Genomic DNA, 20,755 nt, shown 5'->3' on the forward strand with positions numbered 1-20,755 from the left:
TTGTGCTTCATAAAAAAAGCCGATACACTTCAGGGAATTTACCTTTTCGAAGATGAGTTCGATTTGGAAACCATTGAGCGTAACTTCGACTTCTATGAACCAATGACGGTGCATGAGTCGTCACTTTCGCCATGTGTGCATGCTATTCTGGCCTCGAAACTTGGTCGAAAAGAAAAGGCATACGAAATGTACCTTCGTACGGCCCGTCTCGATTTGGACGATTATAATAATGACACGGAAGATGGCTGCCATACCACCTCAATGGCTGGCACATGGATGGCCTTTGCTAAAGGTTTTGCCGGAATGAGGGTAAGGAACGGAGAGTTGTACTTCAGCCCATATCTGCCCGATCATTGGGATGGTTATTCCTTCAAAATAAAATTTAGAGAGAGAAACCTCACCATTAAGGCCACCAAAGGTCACGTGACCATCATGAATGAGTCAGCCGATGATTTGGGGATTTATCTGTTCGATAAGAAGTATGAATTAGCAGGCAACGGAAAGATTGATGCGCCTATGAATTAGTGATCAGGGATAGGGTAATTAGAAATCAGTAGTTATCTGCTGGTTTCTGATTAACTATTTCTTTTTTGCCTTGCTGTCTATCCAATGTCTATTCATCATAGCCTCCGGGCATCACCTTATTTCCTTCAATTTCCATAAGTTTGAATATGCGTTGGAAAACTTTTCTTACCATAGTACTTATGGGCTTGTGTTTGGTCGTTTTAGGCCAGGAAAAGGATAGCACAAGTAAAAGGCCTCCCAATGTAGATGAAGAAAGTTGGCAGCGCATTCAGGAGGGGCGGTCAGAAACCCCGGAAGAGGCAGAGCGAAGGTTTCTTACCAATCGGGTTATGATGCGCGATGTAGGCATCACACTTCTGGCCACAGTGGGTATTTTGGTTTTTATCGCCATTAATTCCAGAAATAATCGTCAGCGAAACAGAAAGAAGCTGTATATGTACAGGGTTCGGAGTACGCAGGCCGAAATGAGGAGTATTGAGCTAAAAAATGAACTCATCAAGTCGGAGCTACACGCTAAGGAAAAAAGGATGAGCGAATTGCTCGATGTAATTAAGCAGAAGAACAAGAAGCTGGATGAACTCAACTCAAAACTTTCTGAGAAAGAAAAGATAGAAAAGGCTGATGTACTTAGCTCTGTTGCAGAAGCCTTTGCCTCAGAGCAGGAGTGGGAGAATTTCCGCGTAAGCTTTGAGCAAATTCACAGCGGCTTCTTCGATAAAATATTATCTATTCATCCCACACTCACGGCCTATGAATTACGACTTAGCGCTTTATTGAGGCTCAACCTAAGTTCTAAAGAGATTGGGAATGTCCTTAACATTTCTGCCGGCAGTGTCAATACAGGTCGCTATCGTATGCGAAAAAAGATGGGGCTAACGGAAAACGATGATCTGGTTCGTTACCTCATGTCGGTTTAGTGTATGGTATACAGCCGTTATTGACTCTTATGAACGGTTAAAGTGACCTTCACCACAATTAAGAGATTAATGTCTATTCCTTGTCTATCCCCAAAGTTTTTGATCTTCGGTCACTTTGCCTTGGTTTGAGGAAACGGAAAACGCATGAAGTATCTTTTAACTTTAAGTCTGGCAACTGCTTTGTTCTTCAATGCTCAGGCCCAACAAAACCTTAAAACGCTCGACTCTGTTTTAACCTTCCTTTCTTCGGAGCAAATGTTTCACGGGCAGGTGTTAATTGCAGAAAACGGAAAGACTATCTTTTCTAAGGCCTATGGTCGGCAGCGCCATGGAGAAGCCTATCTTACTACCACTCCCATCCACATACAGTCGGTGGCCAAGGGCATTACAGCCATCAGCATTTTGCAGCTTAATGCGGAAGGAAAACTCAGCTTGCTGGATCCGATTGCACTATATCATCCTTCCATTCCCTACAAAGGTGTAAACCTGAGACACATACTGAACCATACCAGTGGTATGCCGCGTTTCTTTGAGCTTATATTTAAGGAATGGCCACACGACCGCTTTCTTACGGTCAATGATATGGTTCATCTGGTGGCTCAATACATGCCCGACCCTCAAGGTGCTCCGGGAGCTCATGAAAACTACAACCAAATAGCCTATTTGTTGTTGCCCGGTGTAGTAGAGAAGGTTGCGGGCCAAGAATTCTCCCATTATGTGAAGCAGCACATACTAGAACCATCTGGAATGGAGAATACTCACTTTGTTACTGATGTGCCGGGATATAAGGAGAGAATAGGAGCAGCTCATTTGGACAATTTGTTCGCATTTATGTTGGGTGAAGGCAATATGGTATCTACTGCAGAAGACCTTTTCAAGTTCGATCGTGCTTTGGCTCAGGAGAAAATTTTGGAAGCTGCCATTCAGGAGCTTGCTTATACTCCCATGGTTTTGGCAAGCGGAGAAAAGGGACGATATGGTTTTGGAGGTAGTTTAGTTGGCGACAAACCGGGCAACCGGGTGTTTCAGCACTTGGGGCAAGGGGTAGAGTCACACGTAATTTTTAGCCGCTATATTGATACCGATGACGTACTCATTGTGGTACACGACCGATCGGTTGAGTATGCCGTTCCGGTATATAAGGCCATCCGAAACATTTGGAAAAAGAGACTATTCGAACTACCCCAACCAAGGGTAGAGCACAAGTTGAGCACCAACCTCATTAATAAATATGTGGGTGACTATGGAGATAATGGATTCATGCACATTACCACAGAAGGAGGTAAGCTATTTATTCAACCCGATGGAAACCCCGGTAAAATGGAAATCGTGCCTTCTTCTGATACAACATTCTATTTCAGAGATCAAGCCGTAGACTGGCAAATATACCTCAATGAGCAAGGCGAGGTCATTGGTTTTGGACCGCTGGGACAAAAAGAGTTTATGATGAAACGATTCCGACAGCAAAACTAGCTGATTACAGGCTCATTGGCCACTGGTCAGTACATGACGGAGGGAACATACTAAGCCATAAAAAGAAGCTTTAAACCCTATAAAAGTCTACAATTTGCTTTACAGCTTTTAAGATAATTCGCATCTTCGCAGCAAAGAACTGAGACCATGTTTATTATTCTAGTAATTGCCTTATTTATAGCCGCTATAGTTGCACCATTTGTATTGCCAAATACCAAAATTAGTTCTCATGAGAAAGACTGGGAAGTATAGTTAATAAGGCATTCTTCGCTGATTCCTTCCTATGATCAAATAGAGTATAGAGCCCAGAATGGGGAGTAGTATTACTACTATTACCCAAATGAGCTTGTTCTGACTTGGTTCAAAATCACTTCTTAAAATATCTACCAAGGCTACCAATACAATAAGGAAGGGAACAAGGTAGAAAACGAGAATTATAAAGAGCATACTCATACGGTGTTAATTTCCTGTGTTAATCCTCTGAGTTGAGGTTAAATGTCCGCTTAGGTTTTTTCTGTCCTTTTCCTACAGCAAAGTAAATAAGCGTCCCAAGGAATGGAGCAAAAATAACTACCAATAGCCATATTAATTTGGTTGTTCCATCTTTGAATTGACTGGTGGCAATATCTATAATAGCCGCCAATGGGAGTATAATTCCGACCAATAAGAAGATGATGACAAAAATTTCTACCCCACCGGGCATTCCAATTCCTAGCAATTCCATGTGTTTTTTCTTTCAATATAGAAGCTAGCCGGAAAGTGACCAAGCTAAGCCCGATTATTTCATAAAAATAAATAGGGTTACTCATTTAGATCACCTTTGTCAGACCCAGTATACTAGGTACAAGCTGTGTCCTCACCGCGTTTTTAAGAACCATTTGTAAAGACACAAATGGAGGCAAGATTTAGAAATGCACTTCTTGCGACTTAGGTAAGTAACCCTAAAAACAAAATAGGGTAAGTTACTTGATTTTGAATGGCATATGATGCTGCCCTTTGCCACTATTGTAGCTTCTCGTATGTGACTTACGAGGGGCTGGGAAGACACAACGTGTGGCGGAAGTTGTGTTGAACTACATAAATAATCCTGAAAAATAGAGCAAAGCAGTTCTATCCAGCTATTCCTCTACCTGGCTTCTTCCCATAAGTTTTACCAGTAAGTCGGCATCGGGGTACTGTGCTAAAATAACGCGTGCCAGTACAATTAGCGGCACTGAAAGAAGCATGCCTGCAACACCCCATATATAACCCCAAACTACCAGTCCGAGAATTACCGTTACTGTATTTAGGGCTACAGAAGACCCCATAACATAAGGTTCAATCACATTGCCCCAGATAAACTGAGTAGCAATTAGCAGAGCAATAAAAAACAAGAAAGAGCCGCTAGAGTCGATCTGAATAAGGCCCAGTAATGCAGGAGGAATAGTAGCCGTTATTGAACCAACAGTAGGGATAAAGTTCAGAAGAAAGGCCAAAAAGCCCCAAAACAAGGCAAAATCGACCCCGAAAAAATAACAAATAGCCCCAAAGAATAGCCCGGTGAAAAAACTGGTAAAGAACTTTACCTTCATGTAGCTTACAATAGAGTTGCGTACCTCTACAAACGAACGGGTAAGCCTTTCTTTCCCCACCACATCATCACCCTCCAGGTAGGCAATATATTTTTCGTATCGCACAATACTGCCAAGCACAGCTACCAAGTAAATCGCACAAAGTATAAAGTTGAAGGTGAAAGCGCCCAGTGAGCTCGCGAGTTCACCCGATGTATTCAACAGAAAATCAGTAGAAAACGCCTCATTTAGCATCTGGATGAACCCACCGGTTTCCAGTTGGCTAACTCCCGGAATAAAATCTAAATTACCCAGTATGTCCTGGAATTTCACTTCAATCTGAGCCAGAAGTTTATCCTTCTCATCAACTATCTGCATGCCCGTATCATACACGATAAGGCCAATTAGAAATATAAAGCCAAGGGTAATAATAGTAATTAAGGTTATGCTCACCGTATATGGCCAGCGTTTGCGCTCCAAAAAGCTGATAATAGGAGTAAGTAGAATGCCAATAAACAAGGCAAAGGCCAGTGGAATGAGCAGTGAGGCCAGTGTTTTGATAATGACTATCCCCAATATTCCGGCAAAAATGAGCAAAACATTTTTTACTACTCTTAGGTCGGCATTGAAAGGGCTGTCCATTAAAAAAGGTTTGAGATGGTTGAAAGGCCATAAATTAAAGAAAATATTGGAGTGGAGCATTTATGCTAAAAAATTAAGTTCGAAAGCACTTTATATTTAGCTTTGTAGTCGGATCATTTAACAAACATGCTTTTGGAATTTGAACAACCAATAATAGAGCTTGAAGGTAAGTTGGCCGAGATGAAGCAACTGGCCGAGAGCAGCCGAGTGGATGTAACAGAAGACGTGAAATCATTGGAGCGAAAAATTCTCAGGCTCAAGGAAGAGACTTACAAAAACCTAACCCGTTGGCAACGCGTGCAGCTAAGCCGCCATCCGGAAAGGCCCTACACCTTAGATTATTTCTACAACATAACAGATGACTTTGTGGAGCTTCACGGTGACAGAACTGTGAAAGACGACAAAGCCATGGTAGGAGGCTTCGGAACCATTGGCGGCCAGACGGTAATGTTGGTGGGTCAGCAAAAAGGACGTAACACCAAGCAGCGCCAAATGAGAAACTTTGGTATGGCTAATCCGGAAGGCTACAGAAAAGCCTTGCGCCTATTCAAGATGGCCGAAAAGTTCAATAAGCCCATAGTTACGCTTATTGATACTCCCGGTGCCTATCCGGGGCTTGAGGCCGAAGAGAGAGGTCAGGGAGAGGCTATTGCAAGAAACATTAAAGAAATGTTTATGCTCAAGGTGCCTGTAATTTGCATAATTATAGGTGAAGGAGCCTCTGGTGGAGCTCTTGGTATAGCCGTTGGCGATAAGGTGCTTATGCTCGAGAATACCTGGTATTCGGTAATTTCTCCTGAGTCTTGCTCATCTATTCTTTGGAGAAGCTGGGACTACAAGGAGCAAGCAGCAGAAGCTTTGAAGCTAACCGCTACTGACATGCTCGGCTTCGGACTCATTGATGGCATCATTGAAGAACCGCTGGGTGGAGCTCATAGAGACCCGGACTGGATGTATGAAACACTTAAAAATCGGATTCTCAAAGAACTTAAGCCGCTCATGAAGCAGTCGGCTGAGGAGAGAATCAACAATAGAATAGAAAAATTTGCCAACATGGGCGAAGTGGTGGAGTAGTACATACTCTACCTTTTCGTATGGCACTTAGCAGGTAAGCCTGTCTTAGAAAAGAATACAGTAATAGACTCCGGTGGGTTAATTGTTGTAGGTTTTTAAGGCAGGCTCACTTTTTTGGTGGCGTGCGGCAAACTTTCACCCGGCCTGTTTAGTTTATCACTTGCTTTTTCTTTGCTGAAGGGATTGCTTAACTTTCCTCTGATTCCATCAATCGAACTATGGCAAAAACAAAAGCTCAATCTAAACTCAAACCCTATATTTTAGATTTGATTGTTGTAATTGCAGGTATTTCCATTGCCTTTGCACTAGACAACTATTCCGAAAACCGAAAACAGCAGCAAGAGGAAGTACTGTATCTACAAGCTTTGAGAGACGATCTTAAGCAGGACAAAGCCAACCTTAATAGAGTAGTAGATTCATCCAAGGTGCTCATTCAGAATGTATCTGAAACCTTTCAGTTTCTTTTCAGTCGTCAACCCCTGCAAAAATTTCAGATCAAGCACATTACCAGCACCTATACTGCTCCTTATTTTTTTGGTAATACAGGTACCTATAGTGCGCTTATAAACTCCGGAGACCTGCAAATCATTTCATCGTTCGAACTGCGCAACCAACTTGCCACGCATTATAACGTATCGTATACCGAACTACATCGTATAGACGATTTCATCAAAAACCTGGTAGACAATCATCTGTATCCATATATGCTAAAAAATATTGCCTTTCAGCAGGGAACCAACGGAATTCGAGATACCAAACCACTATTGGAAAACGAGGCCATTAACCTAATGGGCAGTTACTACAATTTTTTGCTGACACGAAATAAAATATACGATCAGGTAATACAACGATGCGATTCACTCATCGCTAACATCAATATTGAACTCAAATGAATTTACACGTAATAAACACCGGTTTTTTTAAACTAGATGGGGGAGCTATGTTTGGTGTGGTGCCCAAAAGCCTATGGTCGCGCACGAACCCGGCCGATGAGAAAAACCTCTGTACATGGGCCATGCGCTGCTTACTTATAGAAGATGGCGACCAACTGATACTTATTGATAATGGAATCGGAAATAAGCAGGATGCCCGTTTCTTTAGTCATTATTACCTGCATGGAGAGGCCTCATTAGATGGTTCTCTGAAAAAAGCTGGGTTCGACAGATCGGATGTCACAGACATGTTTCTTACCCATCTGCATTTCGATCATTGTGGGGGCGGAGTAGATTATGTGGGCGATGACAGAGAAAAATTGGAGTTGCATTTTCCTAATGCCAAATACTGGTCCAATCAAGACCATTGGAAATGGGCTACACAACCCAATGCACGCGAAAAGGCCTCTTTTCTGAAAGAAAATATTATACCTATGCAAGAAAGCGGTCACTTGCACTTTGTGCCCCTAAATGGACGGGCCGCTTTTCAGCAGTTTGAGGTACTTACTGTTGATGGTCATACCGATAAACAGATGATTCCGAAAATAAAATATAAGGATCACACCATTGTGTTTATGGCCGATTTACTGCCTTCAGTTGGGCATATACCCCTGCCTTATGTGATGGGTTATGATACACGCCCCCTTTTAACCCTCGATGAAAAAGAGAAATTTTTGAACGAGGCGGCAGACCAAGGCTATATATTATTTCTAGAACATGACCCTATGAATGAATGTTGCACTGTAAAACATACAGAAAAAGGAGTGAGACTCGATAAAACTTTTTCACTTAAAGAAATACTTTAAACCATGAAGGTAGGATTGGCACTGTCAGGCGGTGGAGCACGAGGTTTTGCTCATCTGGGCGTTTTAAAAGCTTTGGAAGAAGTGGGTATAAAGGTAGATATGATTAGTGGTGCCAGTGCGGGGTCAGTAGCGGCAGCCTTTTACAGCTATGGTTATAAGCCGGAAGAAACACTAAAGATTTTTGAAAACACCAATATCCTCAAGTTGGTATGGCCGGCATTTAGTGTAACGGGGCTGCTCAATATTCAAAAAACTGAGTCGGTATATAGCAAATACCTGAAGGAAGATAGCTTCGAAGCTTCGCAAATCCCTATTTACATTGCCGCAACCAATCTCAATGAAGGGAAGACTGAAATGTTTCATTCAGGGTCGCTAAAGCAAGCAATTATGGCTTCATGCTGTATTCCCTTCATTTTTGATCCGGTAAAAATTGGTGAAGATTACTATGTAGACGGAGGGATATTGAACAACATGCCTACAGAAATACTGCAAGAGAAAGGTTGCGACTTTATAATTGGTGTAAATGTGGCACCCCTGGTTAAAGAGCCTAATTTATCGGGGCCTAAGCGCATGATTGAACGAGTAACCGTATTAGCCCTAAGCGCCAATGTTATGTATAGTAGCCGGATTTGCGATGTTTACATTATGCCCCAAGAACTCAGAAAGTATGGTACGTTCGATTTTAAGAAGTCGCGCGAACTCTTCAATATAGGTTATGAGCATGCCCGACAACTTTTAGATTCTCCTGAGAGTGAAAAACTTCAAAAACTTCTGAGCATAGCCGAGTCGAAGTCGGCCTAATCTTTTCCCGGGTATAAATCACCATTCACCTGTTCAAGAAGGTAATGGACACTTTACATTCTTTTGCCGTTTTAGCAGGAATCCAATTTTTTTTAGCAAAAACAACCAATACTGGTAAACCTTTTGTGGGTTTGATACGACTACAAAAAAGAAATTCATAGAGTCGTACGTGTGTTTGACTTGCGGCTCGTCTAAGACAATAAACAAAACAATCAAACATCAAAAACTCAATCTAAGAACAGCAATGCGAGTATTTTTTATCGTTGCCTGGGTGTGCCTGTTGGTCAATATGGCACAGGCCCAGGAAAAGTTTACCCTAAACGGGTACATTAGAGACGCGGCCAATGGCGAGGAGCTTATTGGCGTTACCGTGTATGTGAAAGAAACCCAGGCCGGAGTTATTTCCAATGCCTATGGGTTTTACTCTCTCACCCTTCCCAAAGGTACTTATCATGTAAGCTTCACTTTCATAGGCATGAAAACCGTAGAACGGATCATTGAACTCAATGCCGATAAGTCTATGAATATTGAGTTGCAGGAAGAAGTGCTTAACCTGAGCGAAGTAGTAGTGACCGGAGAGCGCGAAGATGAGCACGTAGTGAAAATTCAGATGAGCAAGAATGAACTTAATCTTGCTCAGGTGAAAAAGTTGCCGGCTCTCTTTGGCGAACCCGACATTATTAAAACCATACAAATGCTTCCGGGAGTTATTTCTGCAGGAGAAGGCACCTCCAGTTTTTTTGTGCGTGGAGGGAGTGCCGATCAGAATCTGATTCTTATTGATGAAGCTCCTGTTTACGATCCCTCTCACTTGTTTGGCCTTTTCTCAGTGTTTAATGCCGATGTTATAAAAGACTCTGAATTATATAAGGGAGGAATTCCGGCACGGTTTGGCGGTAGACTTTCTTCCATTTTGGAAGTACGCACCAAAGACGGAAACAATAAGAAGTTTGGAGGAGAGGCTGGTATTGGCCTGCTGGCTAGTAGTCTTATGTTAGAAGGACCTATTAAAAAAGACAAAAGCTCATTTATTGTTTCGGCCAGGCGGTCTTATGTAGATATGTTTCTAAAACTGGCCGATCAGGATAACCTGGTGTATTTCTATGATGTAAATGCCAAAGTCAACTGGCGGGCAAACAATAAGAACCGTTTCTTTCTGGCACTTTATGCCGGCCGTGACGACTTTAATTTTGATGGAGAGTTTGGCTTTGACTGGGGGAATAAAACAGCCACATTTCGTTGGAATCACCTGTATAACGATAAGCTATTTTCCAACACATCGCTCATAGCAAGCAAGTTCGACTATGGCCTTGGGTCATCTACACAAAGCGATGGTTTTCAGTGGGATTCAGACCTTACAGAATATAGCTTTAAACAAGATCAGAACTACTTCTTCAACCCCAGATTGAGTCTGGATTTTGGCTATCATTTGACCTATCGCCAGTTTAACCCGGGAATTATAGAGCCGGGCGAGGGATCCATTTTTAAGTCTACAGCACTACAGAAAGAGTATGCGTTAGACCACGCCTTTTATGCCGGGTTGGAGCATCAGGTTTCTGACAAGCTCACTTTTCAGTATGGAGCCAGGCTTTCTATTTTCCAGAACATAGGAGAGCAAATGGTATATGAGTATGAAGATGTAAACAATAACGTTCAACCTGTGAGAACCGACTCTACTTACTATGGTGACTTTGAGAATATTAAAACTTACATTAATCTGGAACCGCGATTTTCGGCACGATATATCGTCAATGAGTCAACCAGTATAAAAGCAAGCTACAATAGAATGGTGCAGAATACGCACCTCATAAGTAGTGGCACGGTGCCTCTTCCGTTCAATACATGGGCACCAAGCTCAACTTACCTGCTTCCTCAAAAGGCCGATCAGTTGGCTGTAGGCTATTTCAAAAACCTCAATAATAACCGCTATGAGTTTTCGGTTGAGGCCTATTACAAAGACATACAGAATGTAACCGATTTTGCCGATAATGCGCGGATTTTCTTTAATCAGGACCTGGCCACTGAATTTAGGCAAGGTGCTTCAGAAGCTTACGGACTGGAGCTAATGTTGCAGAAGAGGAAAGGCGACCTTAGCGGTTTTATCTCTTACACATGGTCGAAGGCTACACGCCAGGTGCCCGGAGTAAATCATGGCAACGAGTTTTTTGCCAATCATGACAGACGCAATAGCCTCAATGTAGTGGCTACTTACGACTACAACGACAAATGGACCTTTGGAGGAAACTTTACATACGGTACGGGCAGGCCCATAACCCTACCGGCAGGGTCTTATGAGTATGGCGATGGCTATCTGCCTGATATTATTACCGAAAGGAATGGTTACAGGCTAAGCGATTTTCATCGAATGGATTTGAGTGCTACGCTAACACCACGCAAGAATGCCGGAAAGAAGTATGAAACTTCCTGGGTGTTCTCTCTTTACAATGTGTATAGCCGCAAAAATCCATTTTCTGTCTATACTCGGGTTACCATGGACGATGACGGAAATATAACTGGGGATGGCACTCAGAAAGAGGCTCGCCTGATTTACTTGTTCCCTGTACTCCCTTCAATCACCTACAACATTACCTTTTAAGTATGAAATCTTTAAAATTATATATCGGTCTGTTTCTTTTTCTAGTGTTGACCTGGAGCTGTGAAGAAACCATTCCTATAGACTCACTTCAAACAGAAAGTAAAGTGGTTATTGAAGCCCTGGTGACGAACCACGAGGGGCGCAGTTATGTAAAACTTTCCAGAAGCAGGGGCTTTTATGAAATCGGTGCAACCCCGCGAATTACCAATGCCGATGTGCGTGTGACTACCTCTTTGGGTGAAACCATTGTGTTTGTTCATAATCCTACGGCCGACCCTGAGAAAAATGGCTATTACTGGCCAAATGCCAATTTTACAGGCGAGGTTGGTTTGAGCTACACGCTCAATGTATCGGTAGACGGAGAAGTATATACGGCCACCGAAGAATTGCTCCCTGTTACTACCATAGATTCATTAAAGGTAAAAGTGGATGATGAAGAGTTGGAAGACCCCGAGGTTCCGGGAAGAATTTACTCGGTACTTTTCTACGCGAAAGAACCACAAGATAGGGTAGACCACTACCTGTTTAAATTCTATAGAAACGATTCCATTTTGATAGACTGGCCCACAGACATTTACTTCTCTGACGATGAAGTGTTGGGAGAAACTATCGATGATGTAGAAATTGCAGGCTATTACAGCGAAGGCGATGTGGTGAGGGTAGAAATGTTTAGCCTTACGCGTAAGGCATTTATTTTCTATTCAGATCTCTCTAACCTTCTCAATAATGATGGTGGCATGTTTAGCCCTCCTCCGGCCAACCCACGCAATAATCTTAGCAATGGAGCCCTGGGCTATTTTCAGGTAAGTGCCATGGATTTTGAAGAAATGGTGGTCACTCCTCCCGGTGATTAAAATTTTGTGGGTTTAAACAACAAGAGGTTGTCTCGTTGGCTACTCTTTCTGTGTTTATAGCAGAGAAAGAAGCAGAGCCGGAGACAACCTCTTTGCGTTGGGGGTTTGCTAGGCTACTACCACCAAATAGTAATTTTTCTTACCCTTCTGAACCAGGAAGTATTTGTTCTGCAGTAAGTCAAACTGAGGCCTGGCGTTCATATCTTCAATTTTATTCTTATTGATAGATACTCCTCCGCCTTGCAGCATTCTGCGGGCCTCTCCCTTCGAAGCAAATATTTGGTCCCGGGTAACAGTGCTGAGCAGGTCTATATAGTTTTCAGTGGCTTCTATTTCTGCCTTGGATACTTCCACCTGAGGCACACCCTCAAAAACGGATAGGAGAGTGCTCTCGTTCAAAGAAGCCAGGTCTTCGGTGGTAGACTTTCCAAAAAGGATATTGGAGGCCTTAATGGCCGTCTGAAGATCTTCTTCGGAATGCACTCTACGGGTCACATCTTCGGCTAACGCCTTCTGGAGTGTTCTCCTATGAGGGGCTTCGGCATGTTCCTTCTCCAGGGCTTCAATTTCTTCTTTAGGTAGTAGCGTAAAGACCTTTATAAAGTTGGCCGCATCTTCGTCAGAAGTATTGAGCCAATACTGGTAGAACTTATACGGTGAGGTTTTCTCCGGATCGAGCCATACATTTCCGCCCTCAGACTTTCCGAATTTAGTGCCATCGGCCTTTTTTACCAGGGGAACCGTAATGGCAAAAGCTTCTCCCTGCACCTTTCTGCGAATGAGCTCAGTACCGGTAACAATATTGCCCCATTGGTCAGAGCCACCCATTTGTAGCTTGCAGTTCAGGTTTTGGTATAGGTGCAAGAAGTCATAGCCCTGCACCAGTTGGTAGCTAAACTCTGTAAATGACATGCCACCTTCCAGGCGGTTTTTTACAGAGTCTTTGGCCATCATGTAGTTTACGGTAATGTGTTTTCCGATGTCGCGGATAAACTCCAGAAAGCCAAAATTTTTAAACCAATCGTAATTATTGACTATTTCAGCCGAGTTTTCGCCACAGTCAAAGTTCAGGAACTTTTGAAGCTGTTTTTTCTGCGATTCCAGATTGTGGTTTAGTGCATCGGTATCGAGCAGTGGTCTTTCGGCCGATTTGCCAGAAGGGTCTCCCACAAGTCCGGTAGCCCCCCCCACAAGAGCTATGGGCTTGTGTCCCGCTCTTTGTAAATGAACGAGCAACATCACCGGAACCAAATTACCAATGTGCAATGAATCGGCTGTAGGATCGAAACCCACATATCCGGTAGTCATTTCTTTACTCAGTTGTTCCTCTGTGCCGGGCATAATGTCGTGAATCATGCCTCTCCATTGTAATTCTTCTATCAGATTGTTGCTCATGCTGTAGCTTTTTTCGGAGCGCAAATATAGAATTTGAAGGGGGAGCTTGAAAGCTAAAAACAAAGTATATATAAAATCACCGGCTGTAAACAGAGTATCTATTTTTGCCCTTTGCTGAGCCGGCTATGCGCAGATTGAGGTAAACGGTAATAGTATGGCAACCGTCTCTTGAAGAAGGGTGTGAGGGGAGTAGAGAGGCCAATGGGCCTGGCAGTTACCAGGCCACTGTGCCGTAGTTGTCTTTTTGCTCGTTGGGCATTGACGAGCTTCTGTTACGGTTGATGTTGATATCTTTAGACGATCGGGAAGGGGAGCTGGAGCTTAGCTCAGGCATTTCCACCTGTTCACCCACTGTCACTTTGCCGTTCATCTCGGCACCGTTTTCAACCGAAATCTTCTTGGCATATATCTTACCGTAGATTCTGGCGTTTTGAGCCAGGTGTAAGTGCCCATTGGAGAGCACATCGCCATTTACATAGCCTTCTATGGTAATGTCCGAACCACTCAAATTGCCTCCAATCTCGCCATGCGATCCAACAATGATTTTTTCTCCCGAAATCAGATCGCCAGTAACAAAACCATCGACCCTAATGCTGTGTTCGGATTTCATGTTGCCCGATATTACGGAGCCTTCACGAATCTGAGTAATTAAGGTAGATGGATTGTTTGTTGCTTCGGCTTTTCTACTCATTAGTATTCAGCGGGTATTGAAGATTCTGTACTCAAGTTATTTTCATCATACACAGAAATGATAGTGGTGGCATTTCCTATGTCCAGACCCACTGCATTTCCTTTCACCCCTCCGTTCAACTGAGCAGAATTTATGCAATAGCCACGGCTGGCAAGTGTTTGCGGTTCAAAAGCCACTTCCAGATCCAGAATATCTTGAAACTCTTCTTTGAAACATTCAACCAACTGAGGGTAGAGTGCTCCGCCTCCGGCAAGGAACATGCGGTGCGAAACGGTAAAGTCGTTGTCGTTAAAGGCCTTGCGCATGGCCGGAGACACAACGTCTTCGTAGTATTGTCTAATTACTTTGTCTCTGATAGACTTTATGTCGATACGCTTTCTATTCAGGAATATCACACCTTTTTGAAAGGCTACATCAATTTGATGTTCTGTTTTCAACTCCAGGTAGTAGGTTTTAGCCAGCTCTTTTTCTAACAGGTTTACAGCATATCGCAAACCGTAAGTAGAAAGCGATGTTCTCTGTACTATACCGCCTTCAGTGCTCAACAATCCTTCCAGAGTACCATATCCCAGAGACATCACAAAGAAATTGCCGTCTACTTTCTGATTTCCCTTTCTAAGAGCAATGGCGCAGCCAATAACTTCAGGAATTACCTGTACATGATCAATTTCTACCTGCACATTTTTCTTTGAGCCTCCACCGTAAGTAGCTGCATCGTATTCAATCACATGATTGGCGTTGATTTGCTGCGTTGCTTGCTCTTTGTATAGCTGAAAAGTAGAGAAAGGAAATCCTGTGGTTACTGTAAGCGGATTGCCCAACTTTTGATTGGCAATTAATAAACCTGACTTGAGTAGTAGGTTATAATCCAACTCATCGGGGGCACTATTAATGTTTCTGTGTGGAGACACACCCTCGGTGAGGGCAAGGTTACCAATTACGTAACCATCGTTGTTGTGAAATATTTTTAGCCCGTTAATCAGGTCAGGAGATACATTTCTTAGGTCGGTGTTGTTTCCTTCTATAACACTAGGGAAAGTGTAAGTTTTGAACATAGCTACTTATTGAAGTGGTTAGATTGTCGAATTCAAATGAAAAACAATAATACGATTAAATCGTGTTTAACGCGTGATTTGATCCAAAAAACAGCCTGAATTTGTGAAATACTTTTGAGACAAAAAAGCGAAATAATGTTAGTTGTTAATGACAATGGCGAGCTTATCATTCTCCTGGCTAACAGCCATACGCGTAATTCCTTTAGAGGCCATTGCACCCAGGTCGGCTACTTCCTGCCAGTTGGAGTGGTGCTTTGGATTGAAAGCCAGAAGCTTAGTGCCCACACTGGTAATGTAGGTTCCCTGTCCGGTAATGGTCCAGTCAGAGGCATTGGCAGGCTTTTCAATTACCTTAAAAAACTCGTTTTTACTACGCTCTAAGCGGTAAATAATAGTAGACCCGTTTTCTTCTCTTCTTTCAAAGGTAAACTCATTAGTACCCGGAATATGCCTTATGGTACGGCCAACGTTGCTGGTTATAATGTCATCGTCAACTACCGAAGTGTTGGCTAATACCAAGGTGACCGGCTGCCCTAACACAAACATGAGTACATCGCCTTCGTGGTATGCAAAATAGCCGACCGGTTGAATTTTTTCGAATAAAAGCTGCGGTTCGGTTTTTCCATCCATTTGGTAGAGCCACAATCGTTGGCTATTGTCTTCTTCAACCCGTACTACAGCAAACGACTGGTAACCCGGAATAGGATAGGGCGAATATTCACTGTCGGCCGAGTGGGTAAGGTTGGTGCTTTTGTTTTCATAAAGGTCATAAATCATGATGTCGTTCTGACCATCTTCCTGATGGGCTGAATAGAGAATGTAATCGTTATTGAAGAAGGCCGGCTGGTTGTCATAACCGTTTCTGTTGGTAATGTTTCGGCCTTTGCCAAGAGTTATTTTGCCCTTTTTCTCTTTGATTTCATACACGTGAATGTCGGTGCTGGGAGGGGCTGTTTGGCTTATGGCACCGGTAACCAAGAGCATTAGCACCAGTGTGCCCATTAGCTTTTTCATATAAATAGTGGTTAAAGTGGGATCGGAAATTAACGAAATATGGTTTGAATTGAAACGGGCAGAAAGCCAAACCTTTACCGTTACATCAAGTTTGTTCATTTATGGGTAAGTATGAGCATATTTCAAAAGCCAGGCTGGAGGAGTATCGTTTGGTGGCCGATGATCCTGCCGATGCGGTAATTGAAGCGTACTTCCCGGACCAAAAGCAAGCCCTTTGGTCTATAATTAATGGTTTGGAAGATAACGGGAGTAACCTGGCTCCTGAAGCATTGCCTTCTTTACAGCATCTGTACGAACAAATGCAACAAGAGGCAAAAGGCTTTTCTGTCTCCTTATTACAACAGGGGCAGGCTTTTTTTAATGCTCATGCTTCAGATATTATGCTGTTGTTAGGCCTGCTGTCTTTGCCCTATTGCTATGCTGCGGCAAATGGAGCAGAGGTGCTGGTTAGGTCTAAACGAATTGTGGAAGAGCCGGAGAGACGTTTGTTCGAAACCGCAGAGTTTGTTTTTGATGTGTCGGTCAAAGGTGCTTTTGGTCCAAAAGGAAAAGCCCTGCCCCAACTATTAAAAGTTAGGTTAATGCATGCAACGGCCAGATGGTATGCAAAACGCTCAGGAAGTTGGTCTGTGAAAGACTGGGGTGAGCCCATAAATCAGGAAGATATGGCTGGTACTAATCTGGCTTTTTCCCTTATAGTTATTCGAGGATTAAAGAAACTGGCTAAGAAGCCGAGTTCCAAAGCAGCACTGGAATATATTGTTTATTGGAATTGTATTGGCCGCTTGCTGGGGCTTCATGAAGAATTGCTACCCAAGAGCAATAAAGAAGCCTATTTGCTGGAAAGGAACATTCGGGAGCGTCAGTTTAGGGCCAGTAGTGCCGGGCAGCAGCTAACCTCTTCTTTGTTGAAGTACTTTGAACAGGCTACTTATAATTCACCTATAAAGGGCAAGTCTCAAGCCTTTGTTGCCTTTTTACTGGGGCCGGAAGTTGCTCGTTTGGTTGGAGTAAGCACCAGTCGTTTAGATATAGCTACTTTTCAGCCATATCGTTGGTTTTTTCAACTTCAGGCCGCCTTGAACAGACGATCAGACTCTTATGCTTTAGCTTTAAAGCAATTTAGGAAAGCATCGGCCCTGTTAAAGCCCTAATTGTTGCTATTTGTATTTGTCGTTCAATCCAATGCCCTGCCGAATCATAGGTATTATTTTCTCTAGTCTGGACTGCTTGGTTTCTGCACGTTTGGCCAGAGTAATATATTCCGCAAAGTCGCGCTTTCGGGTAAGGTTCAAAGCCTCAAAGGCTTCCTTTAGCTCAGTATCCTTATGAAACACCTCTTGCAGCTCTAAAGGAATCTCCAGCGGCTTACCTGCTTTCGGTTTAATTTCTTTTCCGGCTTTTTGATTGGCCACAGCTTCTTTTACATAATCTGTAATTAGGCTGGAGTTGGCTTCAATTTCAGAAAGACTATTGAACCTCCATTGGCGCATGGCCTGAGTTTTACCTTCCTGGGCGTTCACCAGTTTTTGTTCTTTGTCTTTGAGCAAAGCACCCTGAAAAAACCAGAGTCCTACATAAGACTTAAATGCTCCTAAGCCCACAATGTTTTTTCCTTTGAAAGTGTACACAGGGGCGCCCCACTTAATGGTCTCTTCTAGCGGTTGACTTAATACTAAATCTTTTAGAAGAATGAGTTCTTTCTGCCACTCCGAATGCTTAATAATGTAGTCGCTAACCGTCTTTTGCATTTTCATTTTCCTGTCTTATCCTGTGAAATTGCGCAATACCCCGTCAAAATGCAAGTCTCAGATGTGTGTTAAAAATTTTAGCACAAACTAATTTATGTAGTTTGATAAGCTAAAATATTTAGTATATTTGAACATGCAAAACGACAGAGATCCCATGCTTTTTAGTAACAGTGCACTCAACGAGTACTTGATCATTGCCTTACCCTATGCTGAGATTAATGGTGAGGTTAAAGAGTTTAAGCGCGATTTCTTTAAACGATACGGTTCTTTCTGTGGGCAAAACTCCTGTGCACACATTCGGCTGATGTCGTTTTTTCAGACTGAGGAGCGAGAGCCCCGGGTCATTGAGTGTGTACAAAATGTGCTTAGAGAGATCAAAGCTTTTGAGGTGTTTTTGAGTGGCTTTGAGTTTGACTCGGTCAGTCGGTCGGTTTACATCGATGTGGTCAATAAACAATCCGTAGCCGATGTCTATCATCAATTGCGCTTGAGTTTGTTCAGGCAATTGGTGTCACTGGCGTTTCTCAATAAGCATTTTGTACCCAAAATGCATATAGGGCAAGATTTGAGCCCGCTTCAGTTTTTGCATGCTGTAGAAGATTATCAGTCCAAAGCTTACTCCAACAATTTTCGGTTAATGCGGCTACACCTACTCAAAAGGCAGGCTCCGTATACGGTATGGGAAAATCTGGCGGCTCTGCCTTTTGCACGATCCGAAAATGAAATGATAGGTTTTTGTTAAGAGATAGACAGGAAGGTTGGTGGTGTTTAGGTGAAAAAGTTAAGACGCAGACGGTGTCTACATCAACCTTCGAACCGCCTCTTTGGCGATGGCCAAAAACATACACAACATAAAAGATTAATGGATTAAAAATGGAAAGCTATGAAGAGCAACGTAAATCTAAAGCTATTGGAGCAAAGTATTAAGCTGGTTTCTAAAGCTTCAGAATTAGAGAACAATACCGCCAACGGCAAACTAAGAGGACTTTTGCATGAGGTAAATAAGGTGGCTCTTGGCATTCCTAATATCACACAGCAGGCAGAGCCATGTGCCAATGATAGGCATGGAGTAGAAAAAGACAGTCTTCTGGAGACTATTAGAACTATTCGCGAAAAGATTGAAATGTACCCTGAGCGGTCGGAGGCTATTTTTGAGTTTGCTCAACTGCTCGATCAGGAAAACGAAATGGTGTTGAACTATAGGGGTGAAGAGAGGCCGGTAATGAGGCCTGTGAAGCGTACCAGACTAGACCTCAGAAATAGAGAGAGGGTAAGCAGCTCTCTTAAAGTAAATGCCGGTTGGCAAACCAGTTTGTTTTAAATGAATCAATCTCATGAATATTGGGTGAAATATTCAATATTTGGAGGGTGTACAATGCAAAGGAAATAGCGTCCAGAACTTATGATCAGGAACTGGAGTTTCAAACATCCAGAAGCAGTGGTCCCGGAGGTCAGAATGTAAACAAACTGGAAACCCGTGTTACTCTTCGTTTTCATGTACAGAACTCAGAATGTCTCTCGGAAGAGGAGAAGGAGCATTTGATAAAGAAGTGGTCAGGTAAGCTAAGCAATGAAGGCTATTACCTTATCAGCTCAGAAAAATTTAGAAGTCAGCATAAGAATAAAGAATGGGTGATTGCCGCCTTCAGGTCTGCTTTGGAGAAGGCTTTTACACTGCCCAAGCCACGAAAGAAATCGAAACCATCGAAAGCTGCTATCAAAGAGCGGCTAGACTCCAAAAAGAAACATGCACAAAAGAAATCGATGAGGAAACCTCCCGAATTTTAAGCTCTAAATAACGCCAGAAAGTGCGAAGTTTTAAGCGTTCGGCAGCTGAGTTTGCTTGTTCTGTTTTGGGACCAACTCAGTTAGAAGAACAAAACTGCTCAATTAGCCGACAAGACTAATGCTTCTGATGGTGCTTAGGTTTTGGTTTATGGTTAACCAGTCATTTCCCTGATTTACGGATATATATAAGTTTCCATTATTGGTTCCAAAGGCCATGTAATTGCCCTTCTTTGCAAAAGCAGCGCGTAGCACCAAATCGAACGAGGTGTGCTGAGGGAGTCCGTTTGAAGTGCTCTGCCAGGATTTGCCGGCATCTTGGGTATGATAAACCGCCAGTTTGCAGTCGTGTGGATAGCGGAGGTCATCGGATTGAGCGGGAATTACCCAGGCTTTGTTTATATCTGTTTCATCTATAGCTAAAGCAAAACCATAGCTGGCCATGCCATTTTGGTCTGAAACATCTTGCCAGTTATCTCCATTGTCGGTTGACCTGAATACGCCACAATGGTTTTGCTGCCAAAGCACTTCGGGATTTTGAGGGTGCCTTAATATGGCATGGGGGTCGTGGCCAATAGGTGCTGAATTATCGGGAAGGTAAAAGGCTTTAAGACCTTTGTTGGCGGGGTACCAGGTGTGGCCTTCATCAGAGCTTTTGAACACACCCGCACAACTAATGCCCACGAGTAGTTCTTCGGGTTTGTGGGGATGAAAAACAATGGAATGGAGAAATGGGTTTTTGCTTCCTTTACCACCACCTTGCCATTCTGGTCTGCTTGGGTGCTGAGAAAGTCCGGTTATTTCTTGAAAGCTTTGGCCGTAGTTATCGCTTACAAAAAGGGCAGCCGGTTCGGTGCCTATATAGAGTTTCAGAGCACTGTTAATGTAAGTGGA

Annotated in this window: 22 protein-coding genes; 13 read left to right on the top strand and 9 right to left on the bottom strand. The window is 43.0% G+C overall.

Features of this window, described 5'->3' with window-relative positions:
* The 3 genes from B3O12_RS16240 to B3O12_RS16250 all read left to right on the top strand — a co-directional run.
* A partial coding sequence (locus tag B3O12_RS16240) for a glycosyl hydrolase family 65 protein (RefSeq protein WP_286757080.1) occupies positions 1 to 525 on the top strand: 525 nt, incomplete at its 5' end.
* A gap of 146 nt (positions 526 to 671) precedes the next feature.
* Entirely contained in the window at positions 672 to 1,442 is a 771-nt protein-coding gene (locus tag B3O12_RS16245; protein ID WP_286757081.1) for a helix-turn-helix transcriptional regulator, read from the top strand.
* 144 nt (positions 1,443 to 1,586) lie between these two features.
* Entirely contained in the window at positions 1,587 to 2,915 is a 1,329-nt protein-coding gene (locus B3O12_RS16250) for a serine hydrolase domain-containing protein (RefSeq protein WP_286757082.1), read from the top strand.
* Positions 2,916 to 3,167: 252 nt separating this feature from the next.
* Here B3O12_RS16250 and B3O12_RS16255 read toward each other — a convergent pair whose 3' ends face one another.
* The 3 genes from B3O12_RS16255 to B3O12_RS16265 form a co-directional block, all read right to left on the bottom strand.
* Complete coding sequence (locus tag B3O12_RS16255) at positions 3,168 to 3,362, bottom strand: PLDc N-terminal domain-containing protein (RefSeq protein ID WP_229838725.1); 195 nt, start codon at positions 3,360 to 3,362, stop codon at positions 3,168 to 3,170.
* Between the two features lie 25 nt (positions 3,363 to 3,387).
* Complete coding sequence (locus B3O12_RS16260; RefSeq protein WP_189631185.1) at positions 3,388 to 3,639, bottom strand: PLD nuclease N-terminal domain-containing protein; 252 nt, start codon at positions 3,637 to 3,639, stop codon at positions 3,388 to 3,390.
* Between the two features lie 394 nt (positions 3,640 to 4,033).
* Entirely contained in the window at positions 4,034 to 5,107 is a 1,074-nt protein-coding gene (locus B3O12_RS16265; protein WP_189631186.1) for an AI-2E family transporter, read from the bottom strand.
* Positions 5,108 to 5,233: 126 nt separating this feature from the next.
* On the opposite strand from B3O12_RS16265, the gene B3O12_RS16270 reads away from it, so the two are divergent.
* From B3O12_RS16270 to B3O12_RS16295, 6 genes are all read left to right on the top strand, one after another.
* Positions 5,234 to 6,181 carry an acetyl-CoA carboxylase carboxyltransferase subunit alpha gene (locus B3O12_RS16270; protein WP_189631187.1) on the top strand — a complete coding sequence of 316 codons (948 nt, stop codon included), beginning with the start codon at positions 5,234 to 5,236 and terminating at the stop codon, positions 6,179 to 6,181.
* A gap of 218 nt (positions 6,182 to 6,399) precedes the next feature.
* On the top strand, positions 6,400 to 7,074 hold the full coding sequence (locus B3O12_RS16275; protein ID WP_189631188.1) for a DUF6090 family protein: 675 nt from the start codon (positions 6,400 to 6,402) through the stop codon (positions 7,072 to 7,074).
* The gene (locus B3O12_RS16280) at positions 7,071 to 7,919 is read left to right on the top strand and encodes an MBL fold metallo-hydrolase (protein ID WP_286757083.1); all 849 of its coding nucleotides are present in this window, start codon (positions 7,071 to 7,073) and stop codon (positions 7,917 to 7,919) included. Before B3O12_RS16275 ends, B3O12_RS16280 begins: the two co-directional genes overlap by 4 nt.
* Positions 7,920 to 7,922: 3 nt before the next feature.
* Complete coding sequence (locus B3O12_RS16285; protein WP_286742942.1) at positions 7,923 to 8,720, top strand: patatin-like phospholipase family protein; 798 nt, start codon at positions 7,923 to 7,925, stop codon at positions 8,718 to 8,720.
* A 244-nt stretch (positions 8,721 to 8,964) separates the two neighbouring features.
* Positions 8,965 to 11,316 (top strand): TonB-dependent receptor, encoded by a 2,352-nt coding sequence (locus tag B3O12_RS16290; RefSeq protein ID WP_286742941.1) that lies wholly within the window; start codon positions 8,965 to 8,967, stop codon positions 11,314 to 11,316.
* Positions 11,317 to 11,318: 2 nt separating this feature from the next.
* Positions 11,319 to 12,170, top strand: a complete 852-nt coding sequence (locus tag B3O12_RS16295; RefSeq protein ID WP_286757084.1) for a DUF4249 domain-containing protein — start codon at positions 11,319 to 11,321, stop codon at positions 12,168 to 12,170.
* A gap of 108 nt (positions 12,171 to 12,278) precedes the next feature.
* Here B3O12_RS16295 and tyrS read toward each other — a convergent pair whose 3' ends face one another.
* The 4 genes from tyrS to B3O12_RS16315 form a co-directional block, all read right to left on the bottom strand.
* Complete coding sequence (gene tyrS / locus B3O12_RS16300; RefSeq protein WP_189631192.1) at positions 12,279 to 13,565, bottom strand: tyrosine--tRNA ligase; 1,287 nt, start codon at positions 13,563 to 13,565, stop codon at positions 12,279 to 12,281.
* 214 nt (positions 13,566 to 13,779) lie between these two features.
* Entirely contained in the window at positions 13,780 to 14,256 is a 477-nt protein-coding gene (locus B3O12_RS16305; RefSeq protein ID WP_189631193.1) for a bactofilin family protein, read from the bottom strand.
* Complete coding sequence (locus tag B3O12_RS16310) at positions 14,256 to 15,311, bottom strand: ParM/StbA family protein (protein ID WP_189631194.1); 1,056 nt, start codon at positions 15,309 to 15,311, stop codon at positions 14,256 to 14,258. The genes B3O12_RS16305 and B3O12_RS16310 overlap by 1 nt, the downstream gene beginning before the upstream one ends.
* A 138-nt stretch (positions 15,312 to 15,449) precedes the next feature.
* On the bottom strand, positions 15,450 to 16,424 hold the full coding sequence (locus B3O12_RS16315; protein ID WP_286757086.1) for a TolB family protein: 975 nt from the start codon (positions 16,422 to 16,424) through the stop codon (positions 15,450 to 15,452).
* A gap of 2 nt (positions 16,425 to 16,426) precedes the next feature.
* On the opposite strand from B3O12_RS16315, the gene B3O12_RS16320 reads away from it, so the two are divergent.
* Entirely contained in the window at positions 16,427 to 17,479 is a 1,053-nt protein-coding gene (locus B3O12_RS16320) for an oxygenase MpaB family protein (protein WP_286757087.1), read from the top strand.
* A 6-nt stretch (positions 17,480 to 17,485) separates the two neighbouring features.
* Here the strand turns inward: B3O12_RS16320 and B3O12_RS16325 are convergent, their stop codons facing one another.
* Positions 17,486 to 18,076 (bottom strand): YdeI/OmpD-associated family protein, encoded by a 591-nt coding sequence (locus B3O12_RS16325; protein ID WP_286747045.1) that lies wholly within the window; start codon positions 18,074 to 18,076, stop codon positions 17,486 to 17,488.
* 133 nt (positions 18,077 to 18,209) lie between these two features.
* Between B3O12_RS16325 and B3O12_RS16330 the strand changes: the two genes are divergently transcribed.
* The 3 genes from B3O12_RS16330 (at position 18,210) to arfB (ending at position 19,864) form a co-directional block, all read left to right on the top strand.
* On the top strand, positions 18,210 to 18,818 hold the full coding sequence (locus B3O12_RS16330) for a 2'-5' RNA ligase family protein (protein WP_189631198.1): 609 nt from the start codon (positions 18,210 to 18,212) through the stop codon (positions 18,816 to 18,818).
* Between the two features lie 141 nt (positions 18,819 to 18,959).
* A complete protein-coding gene (locus B3O12_RS16335) occupies positions 18,960 to 19,397 on the top strand; it encodes a hypothetical protein (protein ID WP_286757088.1) in 438 nt (145 codons plus the stop codon).
* 20 nt (positions 19,398 to 19,417) lie between these two features.
* Complete coding sequence (gene arfB / locus B3O12_RS16340) at positions 19,418 to 19,864, top strand: alternative ribosome rescue aminoacyl-tRNA hydrolase ArfB (RefSeq protein WP_286757089.1); 447 nt, start codon at positions 19,418 to 19,420, stop codon at positions 19,862 to 19,864.
* A gap of 102 nt (positions 19,865 to 19,966) precedes the next feature.
* On the opposite strand, the gene B3O12_RS16345 is transcribed toward arfB, so the two are convergent.
* Positions 19,967 to 20,755: WD40/YVTN/BNR-like repeat-containing protein (locus B3O12_RS16345; RefSeq protein ID WP_286757090.1), on the bottom strand; the 789-nt coding region annotated here is incomplete at its 5' end.

Origin of the sequence: Roseivirga sp. UBA838 (genome assembly GCF_002296035.1) — a bacterium.
GTDB lineage: Bacteria > Bacteroidota > Bacteroidia > Cytophagales > Cyclobacteriaceae > Roseivirga > Roseivirga thermotolerans.

Excerpts from the sequence above, each read along its gene's own strand:
- B3O12_RS16275 (WP_189631188.1), top strand. The coding sequence starts at position 6,400 with ATGGCAAAAACAAAAGCTCAATCTAAACTCAAACCCTATATTTTAGAT.
- tyrS (WP_189631192.1), bottom strand. The coding sequence starts at position 13,565 with ATGAGCAACAATCTGATAGAAGAATTACAATGGAGAGGCATGATTCAC.
- B3O12_RS16250 (WP_286757082.1), top strand. The coding sequence starts at position 1,587 with ATGAAGTATCTTTTAACTTTAAGTCTGGCAACTGCTTTGTTCTTCAAT.
- B3O12_RS16315 (WP_286757086.1), bottom strand. The coding sequence starts at position 16,424 with ATGAACAAACTTGATGTAACGGTAAAGGTTTGGCTTTCTGCCCGTTTC.
- B3O12_RS16335 (WP_286757088.1), top strand. The coding sequence starts at position 18,960 with ATGAAGAGCAACGTAAATCTAAAGCTATTGGAGCAAAGTATTAAGCTG.
- B3O12_RS16310 (WP_189631194.1), bottom strand. The coding sequence starts at position 15,311 with ATGTTCAAAACTTACACTTTCCCTAGTGTTATAGAAGGAAACAACACC.
- B3O12_RS16280 (WP_286757083.1), top strand. The coding sequence starts at position 7,071 with ATGAATTTACACGTAATAAACACCGGTTTTTTTAAACTAGATGGGGGA.
- B3O12_RS16285 (WP_286742942.1), top strand. The coding sequence starts at position 7,923 with ATGAAGGTAGGATTGGCACTGTCAGGCGGTGGAGCACGAGGTTTTGCT.
- B3O12_RS16260 (WP_189631185.1), bottom strand. The coding sequence starts at position 3,639 with ATGGAATTGCTAGGAATTGGAATGCCCGGTGGGGTAGAAATTTTTGTC.
- B3O12_RS16295 (WP_286757084.1), top strand. The coding sequence starts at position 11,319 with ATGAAATCTTTAAAATTATATATCGGTCTGTTTCTTTTTCTAGTGTTG.
- B3O12_RS16305 (WP_189631193.1), bottom strand. The coding sequence starts at position 14,256 with ATGAGTAGAAAAGCCGAAGCAACAAACAATCCATCTACCTTAATTACT.
- B3O12_RS16270 (WP_189631187.1), top strand. The coding sequence starts at position 5,234 with ATGCTTTTGGAATTTGAACAACCAATAATAGAGCTTGAAGGTAAGTTG.
- B3O12_RS16290 (WP_286742941.1), top strand. The coding sequence starts at position 8,965 with ATGCGAGTATTTTTTATCGTTGCCTGGGTGTGCCTGTTGGTCAATATG.
- B3O12_RS16325 (WP_286747045.1), bottom strand. The coding sequence starts at position 18,076 with ATGCAAAAGACGGTTAGCGACTACATTATTAAGCATTCGGAGTGGCAG.
- B3O12_RS16320 (WP_286757087.1), top strand. The coding sequence starts at position 16,427 with ATGGGTAAGTATGAGCATATTTCAAAAGCCAGGCTGGAGGAGTATCGT.
- B3O12_RS16245 (WP_286757081.1), top strand. The coding sequence starts at position 672 with ATGCGTTGGAAAACTTTTCTTACCATAGTACTTATGGGCTTGTGTTTG.
- B3O12_RS16330 (WP_189631198.1), top strand. The coding sequence starts at position 18,210 with ATGCAAAACGACAGAGATCCCATGCTTTTTAGTAACAGTGCACTCAAC.
- B3O12_RS16265 (WP_189631186.1), bottom strand. The coding sequence starts at position 5,107 with ATGGACAGCCCTTTCAATGCCGACCTAAGAGTAGTAAAAAATGTTTTG.
- B3O12_RS16255 (WP_229838725.1), bottom strand. The coding sequence starts at position 3,362 with ATGCTCTTTATAATTCTCGTTTTCTACCTTGTTCCCTTCCTTATTGTA.